The sequence below is a fragment of the Chitinophaga rhizophila genome (assembly GCF_019492185.1).
Lineage (GTDB): Bacteria > Bacteroidota > Bacteroidia > Chitinophagales > Chitinophagaceae > Chitinophaga > Chitinophaga rhizophila.
This window is the reverse complement of the sequence record NZ_JAICCF010000002.1, coordinates 552,217-567,405: the sequence shown is the minus strand read 5'-3', so window position 1 is coordinate 567,405 and position 15,189 is coordinate 552,217. Positions and strand designations below refer to the sequence as shown.

11 protein-coding genes are annotated in these 15,189 nt (G+C 45.2%); 5 read left to right on the top strand and 6 right to left on the bottom strand.

Annotated elements, in window-relative coordinates:
- The first annotated feature begins 280 nt into the window (after positions 1 to 280).
- The 4 genes from K1Y79_RS11175 to K1Y79_RS11160 all read left to right on the top strand — a co-directional run bounded on the left by K1Y79_RS11175 (position 281) and on the right by K1Y79_RS11160 (position 6,755).
- Complete coding sequence (locus K1Y79_RS11175) at positions 281 to 2,914, top strand: FtsK/SpoIIIE family DNA translocase (protein WP_220250098.1); 2,634 nt, start codon at positions 281 to 283, stop codon at positions 2,912 to 2,914.
- 95 nt (positions 2,915 to 3,009) lie between these two features.
- Entirely contained in the window at positions 3,010 to 3,687 is a 678-nt protein-coding gene (locus tag K1Y79_RS11170) for a LolA family protein (protein WP_220250097.1), read from the top strand.
- Between the two features lie 109 nt (positions 3,688 to 3,796).
- A complete protein-coding gene (lpdA, locus tag K1Y79_RS11165) occupies positions 3,797 to 5,203 on the top strand; it encodes a dihydrolipoyl dehydrogenase (RefSeq protein ID WP_220250096.1) in 1,407 nt (468 codons plus the stop codon).
- A gap of 715 nt (positions 5,204 to 5,918) precedes the next feature.
- A complete protein-coding gene (locus K1Y79_RS11160; protein WP_236059574.1) occupies positions 5,919 to 6,755 on the top strand; it encodes a M57 family metalloprotease in 837 nt (278 codons plus the stop codon).
- 408 nt (positions 6,756 to 7,163) lie between these two features.
- On the opposite strand, the gene K1Y79_RS11155 is transcribed toward K1Y79_RS11160, so the two are convergent.
- Positions 7,164 to 8,060, bottom strand: a complete 897-nt coding sequence (locus K1Y79_RS11155; RefSeq protein ID WP_220250095.1) for a class I SAM-dependent methyltransferase — start codon at positions 8,058 to 8,060, stop codon at positions 7,164 to 7,166.
- Positions 8,061 to 8,347: 287 nt separating this feature from the next.
- A complete protein-coding gene (locus K1Y79_RS11150) occupies positions 8,348 to 9,901 on the bottom strand; it encodes an acyl-CoA mutase large subunit family protein (RefSeq protein ID WP_220250094.1) in 1,554 nt (517 codons plus the stop codon).
- Between the two features lie 113 nt (positions 9,902 to 10,014).
- Here K1Y79_RS11150 and K1Y79_RS11145 point away from each other — a divergent pair, with 113 nt between their 5' ends.
- On the top strand, positions 10,015 to 10,941 hold the full coding sequence (locus K1Y79_RS11145; RefSeq protein ID WP_220250093.1) for a M23 family metallopeptidase: 927 nt from the start codon (positions 10,015 to 10,017) through the stop codon (positions 10,939 to 10,941).
- A 6-nt stretch (positions 10,942 to 10,947) separates the two neighbouring features.
- Here K1Y79_RS11145 and K1Y79_RS11140 read toward each other — a convergent pair whose 3' ends face one another.
- The 4 genes from K1Y79_RS11140 to K1Y79_RS11125 all read right to left on the bottom strand — a co-directional run bounded on the left by K1Y79_RS11140 (position 10,948) and on the right by K1Y79_RS11125 (position 14,973).
- Positions 10,948 to 11,481 carry a DUF7935 family protein gene (locus K1Y79_RS11140; protein ID WP_220250092.1) on the bottom strand — a complete coding sequence of 178 codons (534 nt, stop codon included), beginning with the start codon at positions 11,479 to 11,481 and terminating at the stop codon, positions 10,948 to 10,950.
- 135 nt (positions 11,482 to 11,616) lie between these two features.
- Positions 11,617 to 12,816 (bottom strand): pyridoxal phosphate-dependent aminotransferase, encoded by a 1,200-nt coding sequence (locus K1Y79_RS11135; protein WP_220250091.1) that lies wholly within the window; start codon positions 12,814 to 12,816, stop codon positions 11,617 to 11,619.
- Between the two features lie 188 nt (positions 12,817 to 13,004).
- Positions 13,005 to 13,721 (bottom strand): DUF4397 domain-containing protein, encoded by a 717-nt coding sequence (locus K1Y79_RS11130; RefSeq protein WP_220250090.1) that lies wholly within the window; start codon positions 13,719 to 13,721, stop codon positions 13,005 to 13,007.
- Between the two features lie 37 nt (positions 13,722 to 13,758).
- Positions 13,759 to 14,973, bottom strand: a complete 1,215-nt coding sequence (locus K1Y79_RS11125; RefSeq protein WP_220250089.1) for a serine hydrolase — start codon at positions 14,971 to 14,973, stop codon at positions 13,759 to 13,761.
- Positions 14,974 to 15,189: the final 216 nt, after the last annotated feature.

Here is a 15,189-nt window from a genome sequence, read left to right as displayed (position 1 = left end):
TCACGGGTGATGATGCAGGGTGGGGCAGTAGCATATTGTTTATAAATATTTGATTTAAAACAGATAGCGGCTGTCCTGCAATTTAAGGTATAGTTGTTGTTGCTCAGTAAAGCCAGAAAAAGGATCAGTACTGACCGGTTAAGAATTTGTGACTTGTAAAGGATGTGAAAAGCACTCATGGCGTCCGATTCGTGATTACTGATTCCTGATCGCTGATATTCACACGTATATAAATTTCTTAAATCAGGCTGTCATCCGTAATTTTGGCCGGCTATATCATATGTCTAAAAATAAATTGAAATCAGAGAAACCGGAGAGTAAAAAGGCGCGTGGCAATGACCCCAACGTACTAAAGCAAGATAAAGAAGCAGAGGTAAAAGTAAAGGAACTTGTGAAGGACGAAAGAACCCATAAAGTCCTGGGGGTAATATGCCTGTTGTTGGCACTCTACTGTTTTATTGCATTCACATCATACCTCTTTACCTGGGAAGAAGACCAGGATAAAGTATTCCGCTATTCTGCCAGCATTTTGCTGATGGACTTTGATAGCGTGAGGGTGGAAAACCTTCTTGGAAGACTGGGGGCTTTTGTATCTCATTGGTTCTTCTATAAAGGTTTTGGCATTGCGTCATATTTGTTTTGCTACCTGTTCTTTATTCTGGGCGTCAACTTCATTGTCGGGCGCAGGGTATTCCGTGTGTGGCGAAACATCAAGTATATTCTGTTTGGATTGTTGTTCATCAGTGCCGCGGCCGCATTTGTGTCGATGTTCTCAGACTTTCCCTGGGGAGGAGCGCTGGGTGACGCGGTGAATCATTGGATGATCGGCTTCCTCGGCCGCGCGGGAACCGTGCTGTTGTTAATGGTAGCTGGACTTTCCTGGCTGATCTGGAAATACAATATCGATTTCAAATGGGTAGAGCAACAGTTCAAACCTAAGCCTAAACCTGCCGTAGCGCCGGCGGTTGCCCAGGCAGTACCGCAAACAGCCACTATCGCCGTAACGCCCCAGGCTACTACTGCAGCTACTGGTACCAATGCTGCGAAGGAAAAACAGGTGGCTGCGCAGACGAATAAGCTGAAAGAGGCGGCGGTTGCCGTGATACCTCCGCCAGCTGAAGACGACGAACTGCCGGAAATGCAGCTGATTGAAAGGGAAGACGCATCTATTACCCTGATACCGCCTGCACCTACGCACATACCCCAGCAGCCGGTAGATGAGGACGTAGACGAGGAGGTAGATGAAGATCCGGGACCACTGTTGTACATAGAAGAAACTGTTGACCAGACGGCTGCCCGTAAACAGAAGAAACCTGCTACGGAAGACGTAGCCTGGGAGATCAAACCTTCAGTAGAAGATGATCAGGACGAGGTAGAAGATCAGCCTGTCAGACAACCGGTGCAACTTGACCCTTATGAGCCTACATTAGACCTCCGCGACTATAAATATCCGTCCCTGGAACTCCTGGATAACCACAGTACCGAAAAGATTGTACAGGATGCAGGAGAGCTGGACAGGAACAAAGATCAGATTATCAATACCCTTAAGAACTACGATATCGCTATCCAGAAGATCAGTGCAACCGTAGGGCCGACAGTGACATTGTATGAGATCGTTCCCGCTGCCGGCGTGCGTATCTCCCGGATCAAAAACCTTGAGGATGATATTGCGCTCAGTCTTTCAGCATTGGGTATCCGTATCATTGCGCCGATCCCTGGTAAGGGAACTATCGGTATTGAGGTGCCTAATGTGAAGAAAAGTACAGTATCGCTCAGGAACCTGCTGGCATCTGAGAAATACCAGCAAAGTACAATGGAGCTGCCGATAGCGATAGGTAAAAAGATTGATAATGAAAACTTTATAGCTGATCTGGCTAAAATGCCTCACTTGCTCATGGCAGGTGCGACAGGCCAGGGTAAATCAGTGGGTATCAATACATTGCTTGTATCACTGCTGTATAAGAAGCATCCTTCACAGCTGAAGTTTGTACTGGTGGATCCCAAGAAAGTGGAGCTTTCCCTATATAAACTGATTGAAAAGCACTTCCTGGCGAAACTGCCGGGAGAGGAGGACGCCATCATCACCGACACCAAGAAGGTGATTCATACCCTGAATGCGCTTTGTATCGAGATGGACCTCCGTTATGATCTGTTAAAAGAAGCCGGAACCCGTAATATCAAGGAATATAACAACAAGTTTGTACAGCGTAGGCTGAATCCGCAGCGCGGACATCGTTATCTGCCATTTGTAGTATTGGTGGTCGATGAGTTTGCCGATCTGATTATGACAGCAGGTAAGGAAGTAGAGATGCCTATTGCCCGTCTGGCACAGCTGGCCCGTGCGGTGGGTATCCACCTGATCATTGCTACGCAGCGTCCGTCTGTAAATATCATTACCGGTACAATCAAGGCCAACTTCCCGGCCCGTATCGCGTTTAAAGTGTCTTCCAAGATCGACTCCCGTACTATCCTGGATACAGGTGGTGCAGAGCAGCTGATTGGTCAGGGGGACATGCTGATCTCTATCAATGGAGAGCTGGTACGTCTGCAGTGTGCGTTTGTCGATACGCCGGAGGTGGAAAAGGTGGCAGAATTTATCGGAGAACAGCGTTCTTATCCGGAAGCCTACCTGTTGCCTGAATATGTGGATGATAAGGAGATGGATGGTAAAGAGATCAGTCTGCAGGACAGAGATCCGCTTTTTGAAGAGGCAGCACGGGTGATCGTGCAGAATCAGCAGGGGTCTACTTCACTGTTGCAACGGCGTATGAAGCTGGGTTATAACCGGGCCGGCCGGTTGATGGATCAGCTGGAAGCGGCAGGTATAGTTGGGCCGAATCTGGGTAGCAAGGCAAGGGAGGTGAATGTTAAGACAGAAGCAGATCTGGAAGAGATCCTCAACGATCTCGGCTGATAGTCGTATTTTTGACCTTATTTTAACTAGAGAATAAACCTATCGGCACAACATTTGTCAAACTAACTAACAGCAAGAAACAAAATTTACGAAAAATGAAGAGACTTTTATTATTGGCCATGTTGACGGGCGGAGTAGTAATGAATGGCATGGCTCAATCCAGGACGCCTGTAGGCAGCCTGGGAAAGAACGATCCTAAGGCAAAAGCTATACTGGATGGTGTTAGCAAGAAATTTTCCCAGTTGAAGTCAGTGGTAGCCAACTTCGTATTGAAAGTGGAAGGTGCCAATAATAGCGTAACTGACTCAAAGAAAGGTACAGTATATCTGAAAGGAGCTAAATATAAGGTAAATCTGGATGGTCAGGAGCTGATCAGCGACAATAAGACCACCTGGACATATACAAAGGATGCTAATGAGGTAACAATCAACAATGTAGACCCTAATAGCACGTCTTTGTCTCCGGCAAAGCTGTTCACTAATTTCTATGATAAAGACTATCTGTACCGCTTGGATGGAGAGACGACGGAGAAGGGTAAGGTGCTGCAGAACATTGAAATGACGCCTACAGATAAGTCGAAGAACGTATTTAAGGTAATTGTGTCTATCGATAAAAAAGGACAGAACATTGCCAGGATGAAGGTTTATGAGAAGAATGGTAATCATTATACGTACGAGATCACGAACTTTACACCAAACGGTGCAGTGACCGATGCTACATTTAGCTTCGATCCTAAAAAATACCCTGGAGTAGAGGTAGTTGACCTTCGCTAAAATATTGATGGGTCTTCACAATCGAAGACAAGAAAAGCCTGGCTATTTTTGGCCGGGCTTTTTCTATTTTATTATTACCTTTGGCAAGTTTAAATTAAAATTAAGCAATATGGCATACGACGTAATCGTAATTGGTAGTGGCCCTGGTGGATATGTGGCTGCTATCCGTGCTTCTCAGCTGGGATTTAAGACGGCAATAGTTGAAAGAGAGAGCCTGGGCGGTATTTGTTTGAACTGGGGCTGTATTCCCACGAAAGCATTATTGAAGTCCGCACAGGTAATGGAATATATACAGCACGCCAAAAATTATGGAATTAACGCAGGCGAAAGTACCGCTGACTTTGATGCCGTAATTAAGCGTAGCCGTGGTGTGGCTGACAAGATGAGCAAGGGCGTTCAGTTCCTGATGAAGAAGAACAAGATTGAAGTGCTGGTAGGTACAGGTAAGCTGAAATCCAAAAATCAGGTTGAAGTAACTGATAAGGATGGTAAATCTGCTGTTCATGACGCAAAATACATTATCCTGGCTACCGGTGCTCGTGCACGCGAATTGCCAAACCTGAAGATTGATGGCAAGAAGGTAATTGGTTACCGTGAAGCAATGGTACTGCCAAAACAGCCTAAATCTATGATCGTTGTAGGTTCCGGTGCGATTGGTGTTGAGTTTGCATACTTCTATGCTACCATGGGTACCAAGGTAACTATCGTCGAGTTCATGCCGCGTATCGTTCCGGTAGAAGATGAGGATATCTCTAAAGAACTGGAGAAGATCTACAAGAAGAAAGGTATCGATATCATGACCAATGCATCTGTTGAAGCTGTTGAAGCAAACGGAGAAGGCGTGAAAGCTAGAATCAAGACTGCGAATGGTGAGACATTCCTGGAAGCAGATGTTGTACTGAGCGCTGTTGGTATCGCTGCAAATATCGAAAATCTGGGCCTTGAGGCGCTGGGTATCAAAACTGACAAAGGCAGAGTACTGGTAGATAAATACTATCAGACCAATGTTGGTGGCGTTTACGCTATCGGTGACATGGTTCCTGGTCAGGCACTCGCACACGTAGCTTCTAAAGAAGGTATTATCTGCGTGGAAGCTATCGCTTATGGTGAGAAGAAATACGCTCACAAACCTGAGCCAATTGACTACATGAACATTCCAGGCTGTACTTATTGTGCACCTGAAATCGCTTCTGTAGGTTATACTGAGAAAGCTGCGAAAGAAGCTGGTTACGAAGTTAAAGTGGGTAAATTCCCATTCTCTGCATCTGGTAAGGCAACAGCTGCTGGTGCAACAGAAGGTTTCGTAAAAGTGATCTTTGACGCTAAATACGGCGAATGGTTAGGTACTCACATGATCGGTGCTAATGTAACTGAGGTTATTGCACAGACAGTGACTGCCCGTAAACTGGAAACCACTTACCAGGAAGTGCTGGATTCTATCCACCCGCACCCGACTATGAGCGAATCTGTAAAAGACGCTATAGAAGTGGCTTACGGCGAAGCAATTCACCTGTAATAACAATAAGACTTTATAGTGGAAAGAGCGTACAGTATCTGTACGCTCTTTTCTTTTATAGGGCATGCGAAGTCCGGGTGGTGTTTCACCATTACAGCGTTCACTGGAACTATTCTCATTAGCTTGCCTTCAGTTGGGGGATAGACACTTTCATAGAGTCATGCATCCTGATGCCCATTCCTGATACCCCTCTGCATATTTATGGGTCTTTTCTCTTCGTAAATCCCTGTTCTTTTTTTCAGCGTGCACATTTATTTTCTGAGTATCAGAGAATGTCGTAATATTGAATGTCGAGCAACTGAAATCTAAACAACGAGCACTAAGTCAACAGAAAATCTACTACCGGAACAACCGGAGTTAACCAGAATCAATTATTAGAATCCAAAACAAGCAAAGACGCGGTAAAGCGCCGTCATCCGCATGTCTTGCAGTGAAAAAATGAAAGCATGAGTTAAGTAATTATCTGTCAGGATTAGCTATATCTACTGATGAACAATGTTTAATATTCCACAGGAATACCTATTGGCATTCACCTTCGGCCTGCGGGGGGAATGAGCTGTGTTGCGATTACAACTGACTGCGTTAGCGCAGGCGGTGGACTCATATTCCTGCATGAGAGGAGCATTAATGCCATGACCACAACATCTGTCATCAGCTGATCAGCTAATCAGCTAATAATATCTACATTTTTATCAGAACCCAAAATCTTAAATGTATGCGAAAACACACATTAATGGCTTGCTTTTGCCTGTTGGCAGGAGCTGGAACCCTCATCGTTTCCTGTAAAAAAGAAAGCGCACCGGTAACGACTACAGAAGATCAATCAGCCGTATCACAGTCTACTTTAGACAGAATCAGTGCATTAGGCTTCAGCACTGCAGGCGTTCGCAAATTCAATGATGGTTATCTTGTAGAAGGAGATATCCTGTTGAGCGAAAAAGACCTGGCTACACAGAAGATCAGCCATGCACTGCACACACCAAAAGAAGAGCAGTATAGCACTACTAACCTGGTGACAGGTCTTCCCCGTACTATTACCGTAAGAGTAGCCTCGACTTTGGGTACTGCTTTTGTAACAGGTACTGATACTGCAATTGCACGTTACAACAGACTTAATCTGCGTATCACTTTCAGACGTGTTACAAGTGGTACTGCAAATATTACTATTTCTGGCTTCAACCAGGGCCCAAGCGGCGGTGGTATCGTACTGGGTTCAGCAGGTTTCCCTACCAGCTCAGGCAACCCGTATAATTCAATTCTCATGAACACAAATGCAGCAGCATATGGTTCCAATCCGAATGTACTGTATGTTGGTTCTGTAATTCAGCATGAAATTGGTCACTGTATCGGCTTCCGTCATACAGACTATTTCAACCGTGCTCTCAGCTGCGGCGGTGCTACTTCAAATGAAGGTACAGCAGGTGTGGGTGCAGTACATATTCCAGGTACGCCAACTGGTAACAGTTCTAACTCCTGGATGCTGGCTTGTTCAAACGGCGGCAACCGTACCTTCAATGCTGCCGATATCGTAGCACTGAACTATCTGTATTAATATTTCGCATCCGGCAGCAATGGACTATGTCTTGTATACCGGGATGCATGAGCACAATCTTTAACCCATAAACAAATATGCATGCGTAAGCATTATAACGGTGGTCCGGGCATGTTACATGCGACCGCTATTATTGCACTCAGCTATTTGTATTAGTTAGTAAGATCCCTTATTAGCTGATGCATGAGCAAATGACGATAGTCCACAACATTGTACTCACGGGTCTTGTTGAGGCTATCGTCTGATTATTTAGCATAAAAAAACAGCGATAATAACGGATGCTACTATCGCTGTTAATGCTATATGTGTGTCGGATGCATGGGATGCAAACGACGCAATGTTAACCTTCACTGGCCTACCTGATATACCAGGAAGTTGCTTTATTTGCTTTAAAAGGTTGCAGGCTACTTAATCGGCCTTACATTCATATACAACAGAGCTACATCTGTTGACATCCTTTAATCCTTTTCTATAGGAGATGAAGCCATTCCAGAAGCCTTTGAATAAGCCATTGCCTCCTGTTTTATACTTTTCGCTGAGCAGACTTACATAATAGCCGTCAAATACCATCGGGTGCTTCCTTACGACCCTGATCTTGTGTTGCTTCAACAGCTCTTCCATGGAAGAAGGAGAGAAGTGATAAAGATGTCGAGGTACGTCATAGGCAGCCCACAACTCTTTGTAATGCTCCGCATCCGGCGAGGTATAGTTTGGCACCGCAATGATAAGAGCGCCTTCTGGCTTTAGCAGTGTTCTGATCTGTTTCAGATAGTCATGTAATGCATGTACATGTTCCAGTACGTGCCACATAGTGATCGCATCATACTGTTGCGGAGCAAGGGAGAACAGCTCTGAAGAGGGCAATGGTTCTATCCCGTATAAAGTCTTTGCATTATTTCTTGCAATATCATCAGGTTCCAGTCCGGTCACCTGCCATCCTATCTGTTTCATGTAGTGCAGGAAAGCGCCTGTACCACAACCTATATCCAGCAGTGTACCCTGTTTTAACCCTGTTGCAGCCTTCACCCAGTTCTGTTTGGAACGCATGGTGATCTTCCGCACGCTATGATATAAACGATTGATTAAGCCTTTTTTGGTTTCGGAATGCGAAATATATTCCTGTGATTGATAGTACCGGCCTATCTCCGTACTACCCGGCACGTGCTGTGTGAAGCGTCCACTGCAATGTCCGCAGTGGAAAATGTCAAATGTTTCGCCGGATACTGTATGATCTTTGGCTGTAAGTACTTTGTGTATATTGCCGGACCCGCATAAGGGGCAGGCTTTATAATAAATCGAAGACATGGCCCGAAAATACAATACAATTACGAATTACGGATGACAATTGAGAATGCATTGATAATTAGCTGCTTGTGTACACTGGTTTTGATGGTAGTAATAATAGCTGTCTGAAAACAGTATAATAGCTCGCAGGAGAAGGCTCTTCTGAGCCATTAATTGTAGGTACTGCTAGCAATCATCTGCAGTAAAAGGTTACGGATGTACCTGCACTCATGAATCTGCGTTTGTTGCTTCTCCTACTTCGTACCCGCGTCTGCATCATATCATACCCGCCGTTGGGTGGCTATACTTTATATGCCTTTATGTTCACCCCAGACCTTCCGCAGCACGTCTGCGATCTCGCCAAGTGTACAGTAGTGCTCCACCGCCTCTACAACGATCGGCATCAGGTTCTCTGTGGTTCCTGCGGCTGTTTCTAACCGCTGTAGCAATCCTGCCACCTTCGCCTGGTCTCGCTTTTCACGCAGCACTTGTAGCCGTTCGGTTTGTACCTGCCTGATACTGTCATCAACGCGGAATACTTCGCCTGCTGCTCCTTCTTTTACCGCAAATTTGTTGACTCCTACAATGACCTTTTCCCCTGATTCTATCTCCCGCTGATACCGGTAGGCACTTCTTGCAATCTCATCCTGCATGAATCCTTGTTCGATTGCGGCAACAGCGCCTCCCATCACGTCTATTTTTTCAATCAGTTCCCAGGCTTTGGCTTCTACTTCATTGGTCAGTGCTTCCACATAATAAGAACCGGCCAGCGGATCCACCGTATCCGCAATACCACTTTCATACCCTACGATCTGCTGGGTACGGAGAGCGATGCGCGCAGCTTCTTCTGTAGGCAGTGAGAGCGCTTCGTCATAACCATTGGTGTGAAGAGATTGTGTACCTCCTAATGTTGCTGCCAGCGTCTGTACGGTTACCCGCACGATGTTATTATGTGGCTGCTGGGCAGTAAGTGTACTACCTCCGGTTTGTGTATGAAACCGCAGCATCTGGGCTTTAGGATCAGTAGCGCCCATGTCTTTGGTCAGATGCGCCCACATCCGCCTTGCTGCGCGGAATTTGGCTACTTCTTCAAAAAGATGGTTATGCGCATTAAAGAAGAAAGAGAGACGGCGGGCAAATATGTTAATATCTAACCCACGGTCTAGTGCTGCTTTTAGATATGCTTTCCCGTTTGCCAGGGTAAAGGCGAGTTCCTGTACCGCGTCAGCGCCAGCCTCCCTGATATGGTAACCTGAGATAGAGATAGTATTCCACTTGGGTACTTCCCGGCTGCAATAGTCGAATATATCAGTGATCAGCCGCATAGAAGGTTTAGGGGGATAAATGAAAGTACCGCGAGCCGCATATTCTTTCAGGATGTCGTTCTGAATAGTACCTGATAGCTTCTTGAGATCAGCTCCCTGCCTTTTTGCAAGCGCAATATAGAACGCCAGTAGTATGAAACCAGTAGCATTGATCGTCATGGAAGTAGAAATGTCTTCCAGCCGGATACCTTTAAACAGACGTTCCATATCCTCAATACTATCAATGGCTACTCCGACTTTACCTACTTCCCCTTCCGACATAGGGTGGTCTGAATCATACCCGATCTGCGTCGGAAGGTCGAAAGCTACACTCAGTCCCATCACGCCCTGCTGTAACAGGTAGTGGTACCGCTCATTTGACGCTTCTGCCGTGCTAAAGCCCGCATATTGCCGCATGGTCCAGAGTTTATCTCTGTACATCGAGGCATGTACCCCTCTCGTGAAGGGAAACTCACCTGGCAGCTCCTGCATAGGCACAGATTCCGTATATACTGGCGCAATGGTGATACCGGCATCTGTTTTGATGTTATTTTCCATAATGTGTTTTTCGTGGAATGAATGTAGTAGTAAGAGCAATGTTACATAATTATTACGTTATTGCCGTTGAGCTCAAAATATTGATAATTTGCAAAAAGATTTTCTGATAAGCTATGTTTATTTACGCCTTGTTACTACTTACATTTGCCCTGGCGCTGTCGAGCATTTTCCTGGTTTTTATGGCTTCCGGACGTACATTGCAGCGTGGTTGGTCATTATTACTGGCTGGATTATCGCTGGGTGTTTTTATTTATCTCTATGGAACCTGGATTTACCTTAGTGTCGATGTCAAATGGGGATTTGGCATCGTTTTACTGCTAACCCTGCTGGGTGGCTTCTTCCGCAAAAAGAAGCAGTTAAAAGCGCCCCGTGTATGGCAGGTGAGCGCAAATGTCTTCTTCTCCGTCCTGTTTACCACTTTATGTATTCTTTATTTTACCGGAACTACCGGCAAAGCGCGGGCTATAGACCTGGCATTTCCGCTGAAAACGGGTCGTTATTTCGTTTTGCAGGGTGGTAAAGGATTGCCGACTAATCTTTTCCATTATAGCCTGCGCGGAGCGGTATATGCGATGGATATTGTCAAATTAAAATCTGATGGTAGCCGGGCTAACAAGATTTTCAGTCCGAAACTGGAAGACTATGAGATTTTTGGGGATACGCTATATAGCCCCTGTGATGGGCGTATTGTAAAAGCAATAGGAGAGGACCCTGACAATATTCCGCCGAATATGGCCCGGGGACCGCACAATACTAACCAGGTGCTGATAGAGACTGAGAACAGCTATGTGTTTCTGGCTCATCTGAAGCAGGGAAGCGTAGTCGTGAAGGAAGGCGATATGGTAAAACAGGGGGATCCCCTGGGATGTGTAGGCAACTCCGGATTCAGCTCAGAACCGCATTTACATATTCAGGCACACGTAAAAGTGCCCGGCGAACCCTGGTTCCGTTCTCCTCCACGATACATTCACTTTAATGGAAGAGGATACCTGTTATATGAAGTAATCCGTCCACAGCGGGTAGAGATGGTACAGAAGTAAACGGTTTTAGAATAACCGTTTAGCTTCTGCATTTAATATCTGAGATGTCAGTTCGGAAGGTGATGTTTCCGCTTGCAGGAATATTTCCAGTATCTGTTTGTTCAGGTCCATTGCGGTCGCATCAGGAGGCAGCTGACTGGCTACCTGGTTTACCAGGGTAATGCTCTGCTCTTTCAGTGTTTTGACTGCTTCCCAGGCAGTAGGAGATACGTATATCTGCTGCGCAATGTTGTGTTCAAATTCAGCTTTGATAGTCTGCACCAGTCCGACATGCATGTCTACAGCGCTAAGTCCGGGCTGAAAAATGCGGCTGATGAGGTTCTGCAGATTAATACGTTCAACCAGTAATACCAGGCGTTCATAAGCCTGAAGTTGCAATGGCAGAACGGCTTTATCTACGGCTGCTTTAGCTGGATCAGCAGCGGGAGCTGGTGTAGCGTCTTTAGGCTTCCGGATCATGTCTTTTACCATCGTATACAGGATGAAGAGGCCGCCGGCACCCAGCAGAATAAAAAGGAAAGTGCGATTTGAGAAGTCCATTCGGATTGATTATTACTGATGCAAATATATGGAAATGAATTAATATGCAAAGGTTTAGCGCTTTTGAAACGCAATAAAAATAAAAGGGCTGACCTTAACACAGGTCAGCCCTTTTTATATAAAATACAGTTAATGTTAGCTCAATTGAGCAAATCCTGCTTTTAACCTTTTCATTCCTTCTTCCAGCTTGGCCATGGAGGTTGCATAGGAAAGACGGATACAGTTTGGTTGTTCAAACGCCGCGCCTGTTACGGTAGATACGTTCACCTTATGCAGCAGGTACATACACATGTCATCCGCATTGTTAATAGTATTTCCCTCGTAAGATTTACCAAAGAAGGCGCTTACATCCGGGAACATATAGAATGCGCCATCTGGCTCAATGAGTTTTAGGCCGGGGATGCTGCTAAGTTGTTCAAATACGAAAGCACGTCTCTTTTTGAACTCAGTCACCATTTCCTGCGCCGTGGTAAGATCACCTGTCAATGCAGCAACAGCGGCTTTCTGGGTGATAGAGCAGGTAGCTGAAGTAAACTGACTCTGGATATTATCAGCCGCTTTCGCCAGCGCTTTTGGGGCCGCAAGGTAACCCAGACGCCAGCCGGTCATAGCAAATCCTTTGCTCAGACCATTTATAATGATAGTGCGTTCCTGCATGCCCTCAAACTGGGCAATACTTTCGTGCTTACCAACATAGTTAATATACTCATAGATCTCATCCGCCATAACATAGATCTGCGGATGTTTCGCAAATACATCGGCCAACGCTTTCAGCTCTTCTTTGCTATATACAGAACCTGTAGGATTGCAGGGAGAAGAGAACATGAACAGCTTTGTTTTCGGTGTAATAGCTGCTTCCAGCTGCTCTGGCGTAATTTTATACTTATTCTCAATGCTGCAGGGAACGAATACTACTTCTCCCTGGCAAAGTTTGACCAGTTCTGAGTAGGTAACCCAATAGGGAGTAGGAATGATCACTTCATCACCGGGATTGATTACACTCAATACAGTGTTAGCGATGCTCTGCTTAGCGCCTGTTGACACTACAATCTGCTCAGGCGTATATTCCAATCCGTTATCGCGCTTCAGCTTGTGTATCACAGCCTGACGCAGGTCGGGAATACCGGCTACCGGTGTATAATGCGTAAAGCCATCATCAATCGCTTTTTTCGCAGCCTCCCTGATGTGGGCAGGTGTATCAAAGTCAGGTTCTCCTATGCTCAGATCTACAATGTCTATACCCTGGGCTTTCAGCTCACGGCTTAATTTAGCCATCTTAATCGTTTGAGGCTCGGATATCCTCGACAGCCTTTCGGCGAGTTCCATTTGCTTCATAAACAATAACAGTTTTATAGGGTTAACAGGGACAAACCTACAATAAATTTGCTAGTGTCCCAGTATAAAAAATGGAAAACCCCTCCGGCAGAAAGAGATGTATAGACAAACACTGCTTCAAAAAAGCAGCCGGAGCCAACTATGACGTTGACCCCGGCTGAGTGTATATGGAGAAAGAGAAATAACGACTAGTACAGGCTGTACATGTTGTTTACCACCAGTTTTCTAACGTCAGTAAACGACTTGTCGCCAGACAATACTATAGTATATACCCTGTTAGGCTGGAATGTCTGTGCAGGGCTGGTGTTTTCTACCAATACAGAATCAGTACCGGCCAGCTTTACTTTGATATTGTTGGAGTAGATAGAGTTTTTAGGCTGTTTGAAAGTGAAATCAAAGTTACCGCCACCAACATAAGTACGATTGCTGTCTACTTTCTGGTTATCCAGGTATAGGTCAACAGCTGGAATGTTTGGGCTCAGGTGGAAAAAGCGGAAGTTTACTTTATCATCCTTTGCACTGGTGAAGTCATCTTTCACAGCTCTCATATAGGTTTGGGTAGAGTCGCCCCATGCAATGATGGTATTATAAGTCATTGAATCAACACGGTAAGTAGTTGTTGCCAGGTCTGTAGCTTGTCCTACCGCTTTGAAAGCAAAGATATGCACACCACCATATACTACATATGGAACCAGCAGAGAACTGGTATTAATTGGATTTGTATTTACTTTCTGTCCCTGGTCATAGAAGTCCATTTGTCTGTTGGTCAGGATGGCATTGATTACGCCAAAGCCAGCCTGTGGACGCTGAGGAGTAGGATTATCAGTTTTCAGACAGGAAGTAAAAGCTGTCGCCACGATCACAAGGGCGAGCATTGCCCACACGCGAATTTTTGTAATTGTCATTGTGCTATCTTTTAGTGCAATTGTATGTTATAAAAGGTCATTCAATTTTGGTGTAATCGAACCTGAATTTGGACAGGTCCGGAGTATACTTCCTGGTTCGCAGCAGTTCATACTCATATATTATTTCTCCCAGTGCTCTCAGAAATGGCTTACCTGTTTCTTCAAACTGATAATGTCTGTCGTTTAATATCCCGTCGTTATTTACATATACAGTGGCTGACAGCATAAATTCCACATGATGTGTGAAGTCTGCTATGTAGGCTGCATCTGTAAGAAAGCCGTATGCCCATCCGGGTTTATTGAAGCTACGCACGTCTGCAGTAGGTCTGTTACGTTGTACTCCCCCAAATAGCAAAAATTTCACATAGTTGTGGTGAAATTCCGTGGTATTGTAACGGGGAAAGGTCGATTCTTCCGGCTGCGCTGACATACAATGGTGTAAAAACCTGTAATCTTCTTCCTTTAAACGAAACCGCTGTGATTTTGTTACAGCTTCCGGAAAAATTATGCTGCGTAGTATGTTATGGAGGTCTACCAAAGGCAGACGATTCTTCTGAGAAGCATCCATGGGGCTGTTGACCAGTTCGTTCCTGGGGTTATACCATGCTTTTCCTATCAGGTCATGGCGTGGAGAAAAGGCCAGATTGCTGATAGCGGAAGCCTGTTCATATACCACCTGGCCGTCTTTCCTGAAAGTAACGGCGTTGGTATGCCGGTTTTGTTCCGGAGTAATGCGGGTCACGCCAACCCGATGCAGTATCTGCACATCGGTATAGCCCTGTTCCCATAACTGGGTATTGAATGCCTGCTGCCCGATGAACTCATATAAACGGTTAAAAGCATCATTATCACTTGTTAATAATATTTTTTTAATATATTGCCCAACGGAAGGCTGGTAATCTGCTGCGCTACTGTCACTCATAACAGCCGGAGAGATCCCCTCCAGGTTGCTGGTGTACATTGGCGTATGGCGGTCTAAACCCGCAATACGCAGGTCATTCAGCTTTTCCAGCGCTAGTGCTGCCGCAGCCAGTTTAACGGTGGAGGCAGGGTAGAAGTATTCACCAGTATCTACCCGGTAGTAGTAATCGGTGAAGTATGGCCGGTTATGGGCATCCCTGTCAATGCTGGTATAAATAATCTGTAGCCGGTACGCCTGTGGCTGCTGAAAAATGGCTCCCAGTCTGGCTGCGTGGGATTGAAGCAAAGTGTAAAGAAAAGAGTCTGAGGATTGATAATGCTTGGTTCCCATATTTTTATTAGTATTGCAACCTGCAAAGAAGAAGAACAACCAAAGAAATATACACCAGCGCATAAATAGAAGATTGATTTGACGAAAAAGTGAGGGTTTATTTAACTGACTATCAATTATTTCCAGCTTTTTCCTTTTCTACCTTTGATCGGCTTTAATATATCAATTTAAATTCTATCTTTGCAACTCTTAAAAAATTTTTATAAACCCGAAACA

Excerpts from the sequence above, each read along its gene's own strand:
- K1Y79_RS11175 (WP_220250098.1), top strand. The coding sequence starts at position 281 with ATGTCTAAAAATAAATTGAAATCAGAGAAACCGGAGAGTAAAAAGGCG.
- K1Y79_RS11170 (WP_220250097.1), top strand. The coding sequence starts at position 3,010 with ATGAAGAGACTTTTATTATTGGCCATGTTGACGGGCGGAGTAGTAATG.
- lpdA (WP_220250096.1), top strand. The coding sequence starts at position 3,797 with ATGGCATACGACGTAATCGTAATTGGTAGTGGCCCTGGTGGATATGTG.
- K1Y79_RS11160 (WP_236059574.1), top strand. The coding sequence starts at position 5,919 with ATGCGAAAACACACATTAATGGCTTGCTTTTGCCTGTTGGCAGGAGCT.
- K1Y79_RS11155 (WP_220250095.1), bottom strand. The coding sequence starts at position 8,060 with ATGTCTTCGATTTATTATAAAGCCTGCCCCTTATGCGGGTCCGGCAAT.
- K1Y79_RS11150 (WP_220250094.1), bottom strand. The coding sequence starts at position 9,901 with ATGGAAAATAACATCAAAACAGATGCCGGTATCACCATTGCGCCAGTA.
- K1Y79_RS11145 (WP_220250093.1), top strand. The coding sequence starts at position 10,015 with ATGTTTATTTACGCCTTGTTACTACTTACATTTGCCCTGGCGCTGTCG.
- K1Y79_RS11140 (WP_220250092.1), bottom strand. The coding sequence starts at position 11,481 with ATGGACTTCTCAAATCGCACTTTCCTTTTTATTCTGCTGGGTGCCGGC.
- K1Y79_RS11135 (WP_220250091.1), bottom strand. The coding sequence starts at position 12,816 with ATGAAGCAAATGGAACTCGCCGAAAGGCTGTCGAGGATATCCGAGCCT.
- K1Y79_RS11130 (WP_220250090.1), bottom strand. The coding sequence starts at position 13,721 with ATGACAATTACAAAAATTCGCGTGTGGGCAATGCTCGCCCTTGTGATC.
- K1Y79_RS11125 (WP_220250089.1), bottom strand. The coding sequence starts at position 14,973 with ATGGGAACCAAGCATTATCAATCCTCAGACTCTTTTCTTTACACTTTG.